At 61.2% G+C, this 14134-nt stretch carries 13 protein-coding genes; 9 read left to right on the forward strand and 4 right to left on the reverse strand.

All coding sequences use genetic code 11. The features are described from left to right. Positions 1–7 precede the first annotated feature (7 nt). Genes QDT79_RS16785 through pdxY form a run of 3 tightly spaced genes read left to right on the forward strand, consistent with a single transcriptional unit; the run spans position 8 to position 1821 of the window. Positions 8–262, forward strand: coding sequence for a hypothetical protein (locus tag QDT79_RS16785; RefSeq protein ID WP_063989974.1), 255 nt, complete (start codon positions 8–10; stop codon positions 260–262). Then, positions 259–975, forward strand: a complete 717-nt coding sequence (locus tag QDT79_RS16790) for a glutamine amidotransferase (RefSeq protein ID WP_107226262.1) — start codon at positions 259–261, stop codon at positions 973–975. Before QDT79_RS16785 ends, QDT79_RS16790 begins: the two co-directional genes overlap by 4 nt. Before the next feature lie 3 nt (positions 976–978). Beyond that, positions 979–1821, forward strand: coding sequence for a pyridoxal kinase (gene pdxY, locus QDT79_RS16795; protein WP_063989976.1), 843 nt, complete (start codon positions 979–981; stop codon positions 1819–1821). Between the two features lie 43 nt (positions 1822–1864). Here pdxY and QDT79_RS16800 read toward each other — a convergent pair whose 3' ends face one another. The 4 genes from QDT79_RS16800 to QDT79_RS16815 all read right to left on the reverse strand — a co-directional run bounded on the left by QDT79_RS16800 (position 1865) and on the right by QDT79_RS16815 (position 7086). Continuing rightward, positions 1865–2578 (reverse strand): flagellar brake protein, encoded by a 714-nt coding sequence (locus QDT79_RS16800; RefSeq protein ID WP_025302950.1) that lies wholly within the window; start codon positions 2576–2578, stop codon positions 1865–1867. Positions 2579–2654: 76 nt separating this feature from the next. After that, positions 2655–3437, reverse strand: a complete 783-nt coding sequence (locus QDT79_RS16805; RefSeq protein ID WP_063989977.1) for an N-formylglutamate amidohydrolase — start codon at positions 3435–3437, stop codon at positions 2655–2657. Between the two features lie 101 nt (positions 3438–3538). Continuing rightward, a complete protein-coding gene (gene olsF, locus QDT79_RS16810) occupies positions 3539–5260 on the reverse strand; it encodes an ornithine lipid synthase OlsF (protein ID WP_025302952.1) in 1722 nt (573 codons plus the stop codon). Positions 5261–5415: 155 nt separating this feature from the next. Continuing rightward, the gene (locus tag QDT79_RS16815; RefSeq protein ID WP_308316802.1) at positions 5416–7086 is read right to left on the reverse strand and encodes a DUF4091 domain-containing protein; all 1671 of its coding nucleotides are present in this window, start codon (positions 7084–7086) and stop codon (positions 5416–5418) included. A gap of 465 nt (positions 7087–7551) precedes the next feature. Between QDT79_RS16815 and QDT79_RS16820 the strand changes: the two genes are divergently transcribed. From QDT79_RS16820 to QDT79_RS16845, 6 genes are all read left to right on the forward strand, one after another. Beyond that, positions 7552–8805, forward strand: coding sequence for an ABC transporter substrate-binding protein (locus QDT79_RS16820; protein WP_130017403.1), 1254 nt, complete (start codon positions 7552–7554; stop codon positions 8803–8805). A 78-nt stretch (positions 8806–8883) separates the two neighbouring features. Further along, positions 8884–9825, forward strand: a complete 942-nt coding sequence (locus QDT79_RS16825; RefSeq protein ID WP_063989980.1) for a carbohydrate ABC transporter permease — start codon at positions 8884–8886, stop codon at positions 9823–9825. Between the two features lie 10 nt (positions 9826–9835). After that, on the forward strand, positions 9836–10654 hold the full coding sequence (locus tag QDT79_RS16830) for a carbohydrate ABC transporter permease (protein WP_004938251.1): 819 nt from the start codon (positions 9836–9838) through the stop codon (positions 10652–10654). Between the two features lie 21 nt (positions 10655–10675). Next, positions 10676–11788: an ABC transporter ATP-binding protein gene (locus QDT79_RS16835; protein WP_060439858.1), complete on the forward strand. Its 1113-nt coding sequence runs from the start codon at positions 10676–10678 to the stop codon at positions 11786–11788. Positions 11789–11807: 19 nt separating this feature from the next. Beyond that, a complete protein-coding gene (locus QDT79_RS16840) occupies positions 11808–13091 on the forward strand; it encodes a Gfo/Idh/MocA family protein (RefSeq protein WP_107226266.1) in 1284 nt (427 codons plus the stop codon). A 17-nt stretch (positions 13092–13108) separates the two neighbouring features. Continuing rightward, complete coding sequence (locus QDT79_RS16845) at positions 13109–14014, forward strand: ROK family protein (protein ID WP_063989982.1); 906 nt, start codon at positions 13109–13111, stop codon at positions 14012–14014. The last annotated feature ends 120 nt before the right edge of the window (positions 14015–14134 follow it).

The following is a 14134-nucleotide window of genomic DNA, read 5'->3' on the forward strand; positions in this document are numbered from 1 at the left end:
GGGTTCCATGGATAAACATTACGTGCTCGACATTCAGTATGCAGGAAAAGCCTTTGCCCGCCTGCAGATGTTCACGCCCTGGGCGGCCGATCAGCTGGAGCAGGCGTGCGCGCTGTTTCCGGCCGCGCAGGGGTATCAGGTGCAGCTCAGCCAGATCAGCGAACGCCGCATCGTCTACCAGAGCGGCGCGCAAGGCATCACCGTACTGGGCGAGTCGCTGGCGCTGACGCCGTTCACCCACGCTCACGAGGTTAAACAATGAAAAAAGCCGTCGCTATTCGACACGTCAATTTCGAAAACCTGGGCATCCTCGGTTCCCTGCTCTCGCTGCGTGGCTATCAAATCGACTATTACGATGCCGGGCGTGATGATATTCGTGCTATCAATAATGAAGAGACCGATCTGTTGGTGGTGCTCGGCGGGCCGATCAGCGCCGCCCAGCACTTTTCCGGCGCGCTGCGCTATGATTTTCTCGACCATGAATTGGCGCTGGTCAAACAGCGCCTGGCACAGCGGCGCCCGACCCTCGGGGTGTGTCTTGGCGCCCAGGTGATCGCTCAGGCGCTGGGCGCCGACGTGATCTCGCTCGGCGTCAAAGAGATCGGCTTCGCCCCGCTGACCACGCTCACGGCACAAGACGACTCGGTGCTGGCGCCGCTGGCCGATACGCCGGTGCTGCACTGGCACGGCGATATGTTCATGATCCCGGAGGGCGCCCGCTGCTTGGCCGGCACGGCGGTTTGCCCGCATCAGGCCTTTGACTATCAGGGGTTCGCGCTCGGCCTGCAGTTCCATCTGGAGGCGGATCATCGCGATATCGAACGCTGGCTGATTGGCCATGCCTGCGAGCTGGAACTGGCCGACATCGCGCCCCAGAGCCTGCGCGAACAGGCGGCGCGCCACGGCGCACAGCTGGAACAGCGCGCGCGGCAGGTTTTCGCACGCTGGCTGGATAATAACGAACCAAGGATGTAACTCATGCAACAAACTGCTCCCTTGCGATCACCGTCCATCGATGTGATCAGCATTCAATCTCAGGTGGTCTACGGCAGCGTCGGCAACGGTATCGCCTACCGCGCCCTGTTGAAAAAGGGGCTGGAAGCGCTGCAGGTGCCTAGCGTACTGTTCGGCTGCCCGCCCTATTACGGCAAGCCGCACGGCGGCGTCATCTCCGGCGAGTGGTTCGGCGGCTTTCTCGACGATCTGATCGCCCGTGGCGTGATGAAGCGCACCCGGGCGGTGATTGTCGGCTACCTGGGCGACGCGATGCAGTGCCATATTCTGGCCAACTGGCTGCAGCGGGTGCGCTCGATCAATCCCCAAATAAAAATCTATATCGATCCGGTGATGGGCGATTACGGCGAAGGGATCTACGTGGATGAGCGCATCGTCAGCTGCTATCGCTCGCCGTTCCTGCGGCTGGCCAACGGCCTGACGCCGAACGGCTTCGAACTGGAACAGCTGTGCGGCCGGCAACTGAGCAGCCAAGAGCAGACGCAGCACGCCGCGCAGGCGCTGTTGAACGACACCACCGAATGGGTGCTGGTCACCAGCGCGCCGGGCGTCGCGCAGCACGAAGACGAGGTGGGATTGATGCTGGTCACCCGGCAGGAAACGCAGTGCTTTACCCATCCGAAGGTGAAATCGGCGGTCAAAGGCACCGGCGATCTGTTCGCCGCCTTGCTGGTCAGCCATCTGCTGCACGGCGCCGCGCTCGACGCAGCCGTGGTCGCCGCCGGCGGCGAAGTGTGCGACGTGCTGGCCGAAGCGGCGCATTTCGGTTGGGAAGAAATCGGCAGCCTGCGGGCGTTAAAACCGTAAGGCCTGTGGAGAGTCAGGGGCAGCGTGCCGCCCCTGATAAATATCAGCGTTTTTTCTTTTTGTTGAAATCCAGCTCGAAGGCGAACACCGCGCTCTGAATTTTGCGCTCCATCGCCAGCCCCAGCTTGAGGAAGCGGCACGACAGGCGCGAGAAGTGCACCACCTGGTCGTTATCGTCGGTTTCCTGATCGTCGTTGACCACCACCAGCTCCATGTTGACCTTGAAGCTGCCGTAGCTGCCCAGATCCAACTCCGCTTTCTTGAACTGCAGACCCGGCTGAAAGAAATCCGGCAGCGGGCCGTCGAAACGCAAACCGACGCCGCCGGCGGACAGATCGTGGATCCGCAGCTCATAAGGCGTGCCGTCCGGGTATTCGCCGGTACAGAAGAATTGGCGCCAGTGCGGTGTGGTGATGCGGAACTGGCGACGGCGCTGGATGTAGACCAACTCCTGCGGCAGCCGGGTCGAGCAGGCCTGGACGCCCTGATGTTCGGTCAGTTCCGCCTGGCCGACGGAAAACTCGATTTTGGCGTCGTTGCTTTCAATCACGATGGTGCAGGCGCCGTCGATGGCGTTTTCCGCCTCCTCACCGCTAAACACGATATTGTCCGGCCCGACGCTCAATAACAGACTTTGAAACCGGTGCTGCTGATTTTCTACGCGCAGCGGCGTGCGTTGTTTGCAAATTTCACGCAGAATCGCCAGAACTTCAAAACGCTCCCGTTTGATAAACAGTCCGTTATCGCTGTGCTCCACACGTCTCTCCTGACTTTTTTTCTAATGACGTATTACGTATTCCTTACGGTTATCATCTCTGGGAATATTCCTAAAGTCAAATTTGCCAACGCTGCCAAGCCTGCGGCAACAGGCGTGCGAAACGTTTCGCCCACGCCTGTTGCCCGCGTTCGTCGGCGATCAGATCCTGGCGGATTTCGATGCCGACATAAGGCAAACCGCGACGTTCTGCGTGGACCGGCAACGTGTAGTCAGTGGCGTCGGTCATCGCATAGGGTTCGTTGATCCCCACCTGCAAATCCCCCTCTTCGCGCAACAACTCGGCCAGCAGATGGGCAAATTCCGGGTAGCGGTTAAACAGCAGCCCCACCTGCCAGGGGCGCGATGCCCCTTTGAACACCGGCGTAAAACTGTGCATGGCGATCACCGCCGTCGGCAGTTCGCGCAGTTGGCGTTGCCCCAGATGATCGTCGATGGCGTGGTGATACGGCAAAAACACCTCGCGCTCGCGCGCCAGCGCGTGTTCGGCGTCGATACCGATATTGCCGGGGATCGGCGTCAGCTCGGACAAATGCGGGATCGAGCTGGCGATCCCGGGTGCCCGGTTGCAGTCGATCACCAGCCGTGAGTAACGCTGGTGGATCAGCGTGGCGTCCAGCTGACGGCTCAGATGGCGCGACACGCACAGCGCGCCGATATCCCAGCCGATGTGGCGTTCGATCTCCCCCGGCGGCAAACCGAGATCGCCGAGGGATTGCGGTATCGCCTTGCCGGCGTGATCGCACAGCAGCAAAAAGGGCGCTTTGCCGCGCGGGATTTCAACGGCAGCGGCAGAAGGTTCATCGGCGGACAATAACGGCGGGATAAACGAGTGAGGCATGACGGGCTCCGGCGGTGGAAAGCAAAGCGTTTATCGTAGCGCTATCCCGTCGCCGGCCCCAAGGTCGTGCTTAGATCAAAAAGGCATGAGTCAGACTGTAGTCATGCCGTCTCGGCTGGCTGCGGCTGGTGCACCGCGATATAACGCTGATACCGCGACGGCTTGAGCCGCGTGGTATCCACCAGCACCAGCCCGTCGATGCAGTTGTTGAACGCCGGATCGGTGCCGAAGTCGATAAACTGCACCCCGCCCGGCTCGCACAATTCGGTGTACTGCTTGTACAGCGTCGGGATCGAGCAGCCGATGTTGCTGAGCAGGCTCTTCAGCCGCACCAGATCTTCCTGGTAGTTGTCCCCGGCAAACTGCGCCAGCACCTGCGGCAGCGATGCCGGATAAGGCCGACGCGACTGCGCGAACGCGTGATCCGGCGAGAAATAGAGCCGATAGAAGGCGATCAGCAAATCGCGCGCCGCCAGCGGCATGCCGCCGGAGATCGACACCGGGCCGAACAGATAGCGATACTGCGGGTATTTCGACAGGTAGGCGCCGATGCCCAGCCACAAATAGTCCAGCCCGCGCTTGCCCCAATAGGCCGGCTGAATGAAGCTGCGCCCCAGCTCGATGCCCTGTGCCAGGATCGGTTCCATATCGCGGTCGTAGTGGAACAGGCTGTTGCTGTAGATGCTTTCCAGCCCTTTGCGTTCGATTTGTTCGGCGGTGGGGATAAAGCGATAGGCGCCGACGATCTCCAGCTCCTCCTCATCCCACAGCACCAGGTGATAATAGTCGTCGTCGTAGCTGTCCAGATCGCGGCGGCGACCGGAACCTTCCCCTACCGCGCGGAAGGCGATCTCGCGCAGACGCCCCAGCTCGCGCAGGATCGGCGTGCGCGCTTCGTCGCGGCGGCGATAGAGGTAGATGGTTTTACCGTCCGGCGTTACCCCCAACCGTTCGCAGTTCGCCAACGCCTTTTTCAGCTCCAGACGCTCTTCCGGCAGCGCGATCGGCGACTCGCTGGCGAACAGCCCCGGTTTGCCCTGGCCCAGGCGATACACGTGGCGGCGAAAACGCTCCGCCAGATCCTTGGCGCTGGTGTGGCCGTCGTGCCAGCTGGCGAACGGCACACGGCCGCCGACGCGGATCTTGATGCGTCCGCCCCGCTGCTGGAACATTTCACGCACCAGCAGCAGCGTCGACAGCGGCCGGTAAACCAGCGAGGTAAAGTAGAACAGGTTGCTGTTGCGCGCGCTGATGTGGATTGGCACGATCGGCGCGCGCGCCTTGGCGGCCAGGCGCAGAAAGCCGGTATGCCAGTGGCCGTCGCGTATACCCTTCGGGCTCATGCGCGACACTTCTCCGGCCGGGAACAGGATCAGCGCGCCCTGATTGTCCAGCTGCTGCTGCATGCCTTCAATCTGCTTGCGGCTGGTTTTATAAGCGACGTTATCCACCGGCACGAACAGGTTGCGCAGCGGTTCGATGTAGGTCAGCAGTTGGCTGGCCACCACTTTCACATCCGGACGCACCGCTGCGACGGCACGCAGCAGCACCAGGCCGTCGAGCGAGCCGATCGGGTGATTGGCGACGAGCACCACTGGCCCCTGGCTCGGAATGTTTTCCAGATCGCCGTCCACCAGCTCGCAGCTGAGGTTGAAGTAGTCCACCACCTGCTCGATCAGATCGAGCCCTTTCAGGTGGGGATAGTCGGCGGCGAACTGTTTGAATTCTTTTTCGAAGAGAAGGGTTCTTAGCAGGCTGCGCTGCCAGGCAGGGGTATTGCGGTGTGGAAATGCATCTTGCAACAGAGAATCCAGGCTGAACATCGCGTTATCTCCTGACGTAGTCGCTGCAAACTTAAGCCAGAGCCGTGACTCTGACGTGTCAGTTACATGACAATAAAATGAATCCATCGACTATCAGGTATAGCAAAGTAATGGCGATTTGGGGGCGAAAGACGCATTTTCGCCCCCACTTGCCCTCACATCGGCGCCAGCAACGCTTCGATGCGGCGGTTCACCGTTTCGCGCAGACGCAGCAGCGGCCCCGCCTGGTGCGGATAACGCCTGAAGGTGATGCGCATGCCCAGCTCGCGTTCGATCAGCGCCTCCACCGTCGCCCGGTCGGTCAGGCTCTCCAGCAGCTGCAGCGCGCGCATGTCCTGCAGCCCCTGGTGCAGCACCCGCAAACGCAGCGACTCCACCGGCTGCAGATCCTCGCCCGGATAGACCACGAACGGATCGCCGGAGGGAAACGCATGGCCGCTGTCGGTCACCGCGTACGGATTGATGCGCTCGCGCGAATGGGCGCTGTTATAGAAGTTGAATCCCCAATGCAGGAAGCCGGCGATGCGGTACAGATACAGCTGCACGCCCAATATGCGGTTGCGCGCCGAAGGCTGGGCGAAGAACCGATTGGCGACCTCGGTCTTCTGCACGCAGCAGTAATAGGCCCACAGGCCGGGCACCCGGTGTTCAATAAAGGGATCGATATGGTCGGTCGCGGCGACCGGGGTTTCCACCAGGCCTTGCTGATAGAAAGCGAAATCCGACAGCGCGTCGAAGGTGCGGAAGCCGTCCAGCAGCGGCCGCAGCGCGGCGGCGGCGCGCCGGTAGGCCGCCAGGTTGTCCAGCGTCGGCTCATCGGAAACATGGAACCATACCTGCCGTTCCAGCCCTCGTTCGCGGAACCAGGCGGTCAACGCCGGCAGCAGCGCCTGCAGAAAACGCTGATACGCTTCGCCCTGCGCATCGGTATGCCAGCCGAACAGCCGTTGTGGCTCACCCTGCTCTTCCACCTCGATCTTCGGTGCATACGCCGCGCCCCATTGGGTAAACAGCGGCGCGATTTCGAAGTGCTCGATGCCCTCTTCCTGCGCCAGCGCCACCCACTGCGCCAGGCGGCTGAAATCGAAGCCATACCCCTGCGCCGATCGCGTCACCCTCACCAGCTGCACCGTGGTGCGCTCACCGCCGACGGCGGTATCCAGCGGCGGCGTAAACAGCGGCGTCAGCAGCATATTGACCCCGGCCCGCACCGCACAGCGCACAAAGTGGCGCACCGCGCGCCAGTAATCCGGGCTGAACACCGCCAGACGGTAGTAATCCGCCAGGCAGTCGGTGTGCAACCACTCGGTGTGCAACAGCGTTTGCGGCGGCAACGCCACCGGCACCAGATGCAGCGTCAGCGTGGCCTCGGCCAGCGCCTCGCCGCTCTGGGCATCCAGCAGCCGCAGGGTCAACGGAAAGTCGCCGGCCAGTTGCGCGTCGGCCGGCGGCGTCAGGGTCAACCACAGGCTGCCATAATAGCGGCAGGCGGCGAAAAAACGCCGTTGCGGCAGCGGTATCAGCGGATCGGGAAATAAGCCCGGCTCGGTCGTCAGGTAATTCTCGTCGGTCTCGCGATAACAGGGAAACCCGCTCGGCACCGATTGCACCTGGCGCACGCTGATATACTCCGCCAGCGGCCCGTCGAGTTGATAACACAGCTCATGGCGGGTTTCGTTACCCGGCGTTTGCAAACAGTACACCGCCTGCCAGGAAAGCACCTCGTTATTTAACCCGCTCAGCCGTTCCTCCACGGAAATAGATGGCACGCTGTGGCGGTGAAATACTTTCTCCAGGCAATGGGTAAATACCAGAGACAGGTGCATAATGTTCTGCCCTCTTTATTTTGGACGAATAAACACGGTGAAATTCAGGCTAGCGCCTTTTATCGCCACAGACAATAGCCGGTAATAAAAATCGTTCCCACGCCCTTCTTTGACTGCCGCAACCCGATTTTTTTGTTTATTTGCATCACAAAAATGAAAGAAGCTGATACTTGCACAATAAAAATGTTTTTAATCCCCATTATGGTGCAAGGGTTATCAGTTATTCCTATGCCTGCGAGGGCCGCTAAATGCCGCGGCAGCAGGGAGAAAACCCACCAAAAGGTTAACGAAATGTGAATAAACCCACCTTTCACTTGACCGTAAAAGCCTTTCGATTTTAACAACAATGAAACATTAGCGCCCCATTTTTGGGCGTTCGGGGGTGTATTGACACATTGAAAGTTAAGGGATAGAAAGAATTTACGTTGCGAAAAACGTTATTCGTCGCTCACCGAGGGGAAAGCAATGTCACCGATAAAAAATACCGGACGCCTGCTGGCGCACTCTATTCTTGCCAGCGCATTATTATTACCCACCCTGCTTCACGCCGCAGACAAAATAACATTGCGCTATGCCGTTTGGGACAGGAACCAATTACCTGCCGAACAGGAAATCGCCAAACGCTTTGAACAGGCCAACCCGGATATAAAAATAGAAATAGAATTAACGCCCTCTGCGCAGTATTTCGTTAAATTGGATTCTGCTGCCGCCGGCGGCGTGGCGCCGGATATATTCTGGATCAATATGCCTTATTTTGTGCAATACGCCAAAAACGGCATTATGGAGCCGCTGGCGCCCTATATTAAGGACAGCGGCCTTAAACTGGACGACGTGGTCGCCAGTTCGGTGAAAGCCTACCAGTACGACGGCCAACAGATGGCCATTCCGCGCGACGTCGACTCCATCGCCGTGTGGTACAACAAAAAACTGTTCGATCAGGCCGGCGTCAGCTACCCCACCAGCGACTGGCGCTGGGACGATCTGAAAAGCAAGGCTACCGCGCTGAAAAACGGGTTGAAAGGCGCCGCCTTCCCGCTGGTGATGGATCTCAGCATCGACGGCCAGGACAGCTACATGAACCTGCTGTTCCAAAACGGCAATCACATCGTGCCGAAAGACGGCCAGCCCACCGACATCGCCAACGACAAATCCATCTGGGTCTACCAGCAGCTGCAGGGCATGATGAAAGACGGCCTGATGCCGAGCGCCCAGCAAATGAGCGAAGTCAAAACCGAGAACATCTTCCAGTCCAACCGCGCCGCGATGGTCTATGCCGGTTCCTGGCTGGCGGCGCCGTTCGCCAACAACCCGCTGATCAACGATCACATCGGCGTGGTGATGATGCCGAAAATCGAACGGCAGTCCGGCGTAGCGCACAGCCTGGCCTTCGCCATGTCGGCCAAAAGCGCCCACAAGCAGGCCGCCTGGAAATATATCGCCTTCATGAGCAGCGAAGCCTCGCAGGCGGAGCTGGCCAAGGTGGTGATCCCGGCCAACAAGACGGCGGCCAAGGTCTGGGCGCAGCAGATCCAGAAAGTCGACGTCTCGCCTTACATCCAGACCCTTGAAGTGACCCAGGCTTACCCCACCGCCGGCACCAATACGCCGAAATGGCAGAACATGTGGATCGCCAGCCTGAAGAAAATCTTTATGGGCGCGGACGCCAAGCAGGAAATGGACAAGTCGGTCAAGAAGATCGCGCGCGTCATGGAGCAGTAATCGCCCCGCTGCGGCGCGCTGCCCCGAGCGTGCGCCGCGGTGGACCCACGCTGAAAGTGATAGGTGAGGAATGGCAACATGTCGCTGGCAGAAACGGCTACGGTCACCCTGAAATCATCCCGGCGCACCGCCCGCCCCGCGCTCAATCGGCTCGAACGCGCCGAACGCTTCTGGGGCTGGGTGATGATCCTGCCGCTGCTGTTAGGGGTCACGGTGTTTTACCTGGTCCCCTTTTTGCAGAACATTTTTTACAGCTTTACCGATCTGAACCAGTTCATGCGCTGGAGCAGCATCAGCGTCGATAACTATCTCAACCTGTTCGAAGACGACGACTTCTACACCGCCGCCGCCAACACCCTGTTCTACGTGGTGGTGTGCGTACCGATCAGTCTGAGCCTGTCGCTGCTGCTGGCGATCGGCCTCAACCAGAACATCCGTGGCAAAGGCCTGCTGCGCACCCTGCTGTTCCTGCCGGCGGTCACCATGCCCGCGGCGGTGGCCATGGTGTGGCAATGGCTGTTCAACAAGGATTTCGGCCTGATCAACCAGGCGCTGGGCCTGCTGCACATTGCGCCGGTCGCCTGGCTGTCCGATCCGGACGTGGTGCGCATCAGCGTGTCCATCATCATCATCTGGTCGTCGCTGGCGCTGAAGATCATCATTTTGCTGGCCGGGCTGCAGAGCATTCCGCGCCAGCTGTATGAGGCGGCGGATATCGACGGTATCGGCACCCTGCGGCGCTTCTTCTGCATCACGCTGCCGATGATGGTACCGACGCTGTTTTTCGTGTCGGTGATGAGCTTTATCGAGATCCTGCAAATCTTCGACGTGGTGTTCCTGATGTTCGACCGCGCGCTGGTGGAAAACGACGTGATGACCGTCACCAACCTGTTCTACAAGTACGCGTTTTACCTGCAGGAAAAAGGCTACGCCTCCGCCATCACCGTGGTGCTGTTCGCCGTCACGCTGGTGATCACCCTGATTCAAATGGCGATCGGCAAGCGCCTGAAAGTCAGCTGAGGAGCTGCTCATGAACGCAAGCAAGAAAACGCTGGTGTACCTGTTTATGGGGCTGGCGGCGCTGGCCTCGGTCGTGCCTTTTATCTGGATGCTGGTGACCTCGTTGAAAACCCAGGCCGAAAGCATCCAGATCCCGCTGACGCTGCTGCCGGCGCACCCCAGCCTGCAGGCCTACGGCCGGGTGATGCACGAAATTCCGTTCGCCGGTTTTTATCTCAACTCGCTGCTGGCGACCTTCTTCACCGTCACCCTGCAGATGGCGATCGCCACCCTGGCCGCCTATGGCTTCTCGCGCCTGCATTTTCGCGGCCGCGACGCGGTGTTTCTGGTGTGCGTGTCGATCCTGATGGTGCCCGGCCAGGCGTTTCTGATCCCGCAATTCCTGGTGGTACAGAAGCTGGGGCTGGTCAACAGCATCACCGGCCTGGTGCTGCCGGGTATTTTCAGCGTCTACGCTACCTTCCTGCTGCGCCAGTTCTTTCTGGCGGTGCCGAAGGAGATGGAAGAAGCGGCCTTGATCGACGGCTACAGCTACTTCGCCATCTTCTGGCGCATCATGCTGCCGCTGATCCGGCCGGGCATTATCGCCTGCGTCATCATCAACGGTCTGTGGAGCTGGAACAACCTGATGTGGCCGCTGATCGTCAATACCACCACCGAGAAGCTGACGCTGCCGGTTGGCCTCGCCTCGCTCTCCAGCCGCGCCGGGGTGGAATACCCGTTGCTGATGGCCGGGGCGCTGATGGCGGTGATCCCGATGCTGATGCTGTTCATTATTTTCCAACGCTATTTCATCCAGGGCATCGCCAGCGCCGGGGTGAAAGGCTAACGCGCAGACAAGGTAAACGACATGGCCGGAATTCAGTTAAACAGCGTTAAAAAAGTCTACCCCAACGGTTTCCACGCGCTGCACGGCGTCAATCTGGACATTGAGGACGGGGAATTTATGGTGTTCGTCGGCCCGTCCGGCTGCGCCAAATCCACCCTGTTGCGGATGATCGCCGGGCTGGAGAGCGTCAGCGAGGGGCAGATCCTGATCCACGATCGCTGCGTCAACGACAGCATGCCGAAGGATCGCGGCGTCGCCATGGTGTTCCAGAACTATGCGCTGTACCCGCACATGACGGTGTACAAGAACATGGCGTTCGGCCTGATCGGCAAAGAGAGCAAGGCCGAGATCGACCGCCGGGTGCGCGACGCGGCGGAAAAACTGGAGATCACCAACCTGCTGCAGCGCAAGCCGGGCCAGCTCTCCGGCGGCCAGTGCCAGCGGGTGGCGGTCGGCCGCGCCATCGTGCGCAAGCCCAAAGTGTTCCTGTTCGATGAGCCGCTGTCCAACCTCGACGCCAAGCTGCGGGTGTCGATGCGCGTGCAGCTGATCGAACTGCACAACCAGCTGAAGCAGGAAGGCGCCGCCGCCACCATGGTGTACGTCACCCACGATCAGGTCGAGGCGATGACCATGGGCGATCGCATTTGCGTGATGAACCGCGGCGCCATCATGCAGGTGGATAAGCCGATCAACCTGTACCACCACCCCGCCAACCGTTTCGTTGCCGAGTTTATCGGCAGCCCGTCGATGAATTTGCACGATCTGGCGATCGTGCGCGACGGCCAAACGGTGCGGCTGCGCATCGGCCTGCAGCACCCGCTCGAGCTGCCGCCGGCGCTGCAACGGCAGTTGGCGGACTATCCGCATGCGCGGGTGTGCCTCGGTATCCGGCCGGAGTCCCTGCGGCTGTGCGCGCCCGGCAGCGCCAATTGCTTCCCGGCGCAGATCGTCACCATCGAGCGCATGGGCAACGAAGAACTGCTGCACTGTGAGCTGGCCGACCTGCGTTTCGTGCTGCGCATGGCGTCGTTGCCGGACTGGGAGCCGCGTCTCGGCGAAAGCGTTCATCTGGCATTCGATCTGACGCGTGCGCATTTGTTCGACGAGCTCAGCGGCCAAAACCTCAAATAACAACAGCGGAGTATCAGCAATGTCGTCAACACAACCCAACAACGTTGCCCAGCGCCCGGTGCGGGTGCTGGTGGTCGGCGCCGGCGCGCGCGGTGAAATCTACTCGCGCTATGCGCTGGCGCACCCCGATTTGATGCAGGTGGTGGCGGTGGCGGAACCGCGCGACGCCTACCGCGAGCCGTTCGTGGCGCAGCACGCCATCGCGCCGGAAAACGTCTTCACCGACTGGCGCCAGGCCGCCGATGCCGGCAAGCTGGCCGACGCGGTGCTGATCTGCACTCAGGATCAGATGCACCTGGAACCGGCGCTGGCCTTCGCCCGCCAGGGCTACGCCATGCTGCTGGAAAAGCCGCTGTCGCCGGACGCCGACGAGTGCCGCGCCATCGTCGCCGAGGTGGTGCGCCAAAAGCTGATCTTCTCGGTCGGCCACGTGCTGCGTTACACCCGCTATACCCAAAAGCTCAAGCAGTTGCTGCGCGACGGCGCGATCGGTGACATCGTCAGCCTGCAACACCTGGAGCCGGTCGGCTACTGGCATCAGGCGCACTCCTTCGTGCGAGGCAACTGGCGCAACGATCGGCAGGCCGCGTTTATGCTGTTGCAGAAATCCTGCCACGACATCGATTGGATCCGCTACGTGATGGAACAGCCCTGCGAGCAGGTCAGCTCCTTCGGTAACCTGCGCCACTTCCGCCGGGAAAACCAACCGGCCGGCGCGGCGGACAACTGCCTGGATTGCGCAGTGGAGGCGTCCTGCCCCTATTCCGCCAAACGCATCTATCTGGGCGACGACCACAAGGCCACGCCCGGCTTTCTGCGCGTGCTGACGCCGGAACCCGACCAGACGACGCTGCGGGCGGCGCTGCGCGACGGGCCCTACGGCCGCTGCGTCTACCGCTGCGACAATAACGTGGTCGATCATCAGGTGGTCAACATGCAGTTCGCCGGCGGCCGCACCGCGTCGTTCACCATGACGGCCTTTACCCGCCACGAAGATCGCCACACCCGCATCTTCGGCAGCCGCGGCTGCCTGGAGGGCGATGGCCGCCATATCCGCATCACCTCGTTCCTCGACGACGGCGAAACGCATTACGACACCGACGCCGGCCAGGATCTGCACGCCATGGCCGGCCACGGCGGCGGCGACTACTACCTGATGCAGCACTTTATCGCGGCCATTCGCGCCAACGATCCGAGCCAGGTGCTGGCCGGCCCGGCGGAAGCGCTGGAGAGCCACCTGATGGTGTTCGCCGCCGAACGCGCGCGCCGCGAAGCGGCGGTGATCGCCCTGAACGGAGCCTGACCATGAGCACGAGAGAGATGCGTTACGGTTTCGACATCGGCGGCACCAAGATCGAAATGGCCGCTTACGATCGCCGGCTCAATCAGGTACTGCTTCAGCGCGTGCGCACCCCAACCGGCGATTATGGCGAGTTCGTGGCCTGCATCGCCGGGCTGGTCGAGCAGGCGGACCGCGAGCTGCATACGCGCGGCAGCATCGGCATCGGCCTGCCGGGGATCACCGATCCCGTCAGCCGCCGCCAGCTGGCGGTCAACGTGCCCTGCCTGACCGGGCATTGCCTGGCGGATGATTTGACGCAGGCGCTGGCGCGGCCGATCGCCATCGAGAACGACTGCCGCTGTTTCGCGCTGTCGGAAGCCAGCACGCCGCAAACCGCCCATCTGCCGCTGGTGTTCGGCGCCATCATCGGCACCGGCGCCGGCGGTGGTCTGGTGGTGAACCGGCAATTGCACAAGGGGCGCAACGGGCTGGCGGGCGAATGGGGCCATATGCCGATCTCGGCCCAGCTGGCGCAGCGTTACGATCTGCCGCTGTTCGGTTGCAACTGCGGGCTGATCGGCTGCTTTGAACGCTACGTCTCCGGCAGCGGGCTGCTGGCGCTGAGCCGCCACGTTGCCCATCCCGCCGCCGACGTGCCGGCGCTGGTCGCCAGCTACCGCGCGGGGGATCCGCTCGCACAGTGGCTGATGACCGTCTACGTCGACATTCTGGCCAGCGCGCTGGCCGGTTTGCAGCTGCTGCTGGACGTCGATGCCTTCGTGTTGGGCGGTGGGTTGTCGAACGTCGGCGAGCTGTATCGGCTGCTGCCGACGGCGATGCGGCGCTGGCTGCTGCCGGGCGTGGAACCGGCAGCGGTATTCCCGCCAGTGCACGGTGACAGCAGCGGCGTGCGCGGCGCGGCGCTATTACAGGCGGCGGCATAAAAAAACAGTGAAAGCCCGGCGACTGCCGAATTATCGCTGCGGCTTTCGCCGCCGCAGGGCCGAATAAAGCCATCGCGATAATTGTCGACTGAAAAATAACGAATTTGCCGTTTTCACTTT

Origin of the sequence: Serratia marcescens (assembly GCF_029846115.1) — a bacterium.
Taxonomy (GTDB): domain Bacteria; phylum Pseudomonadota; class Gammaproteobacteria; order Enterobacterales; family Enterobacteriaceae; genus Serratia; species Serratia marcescens_L.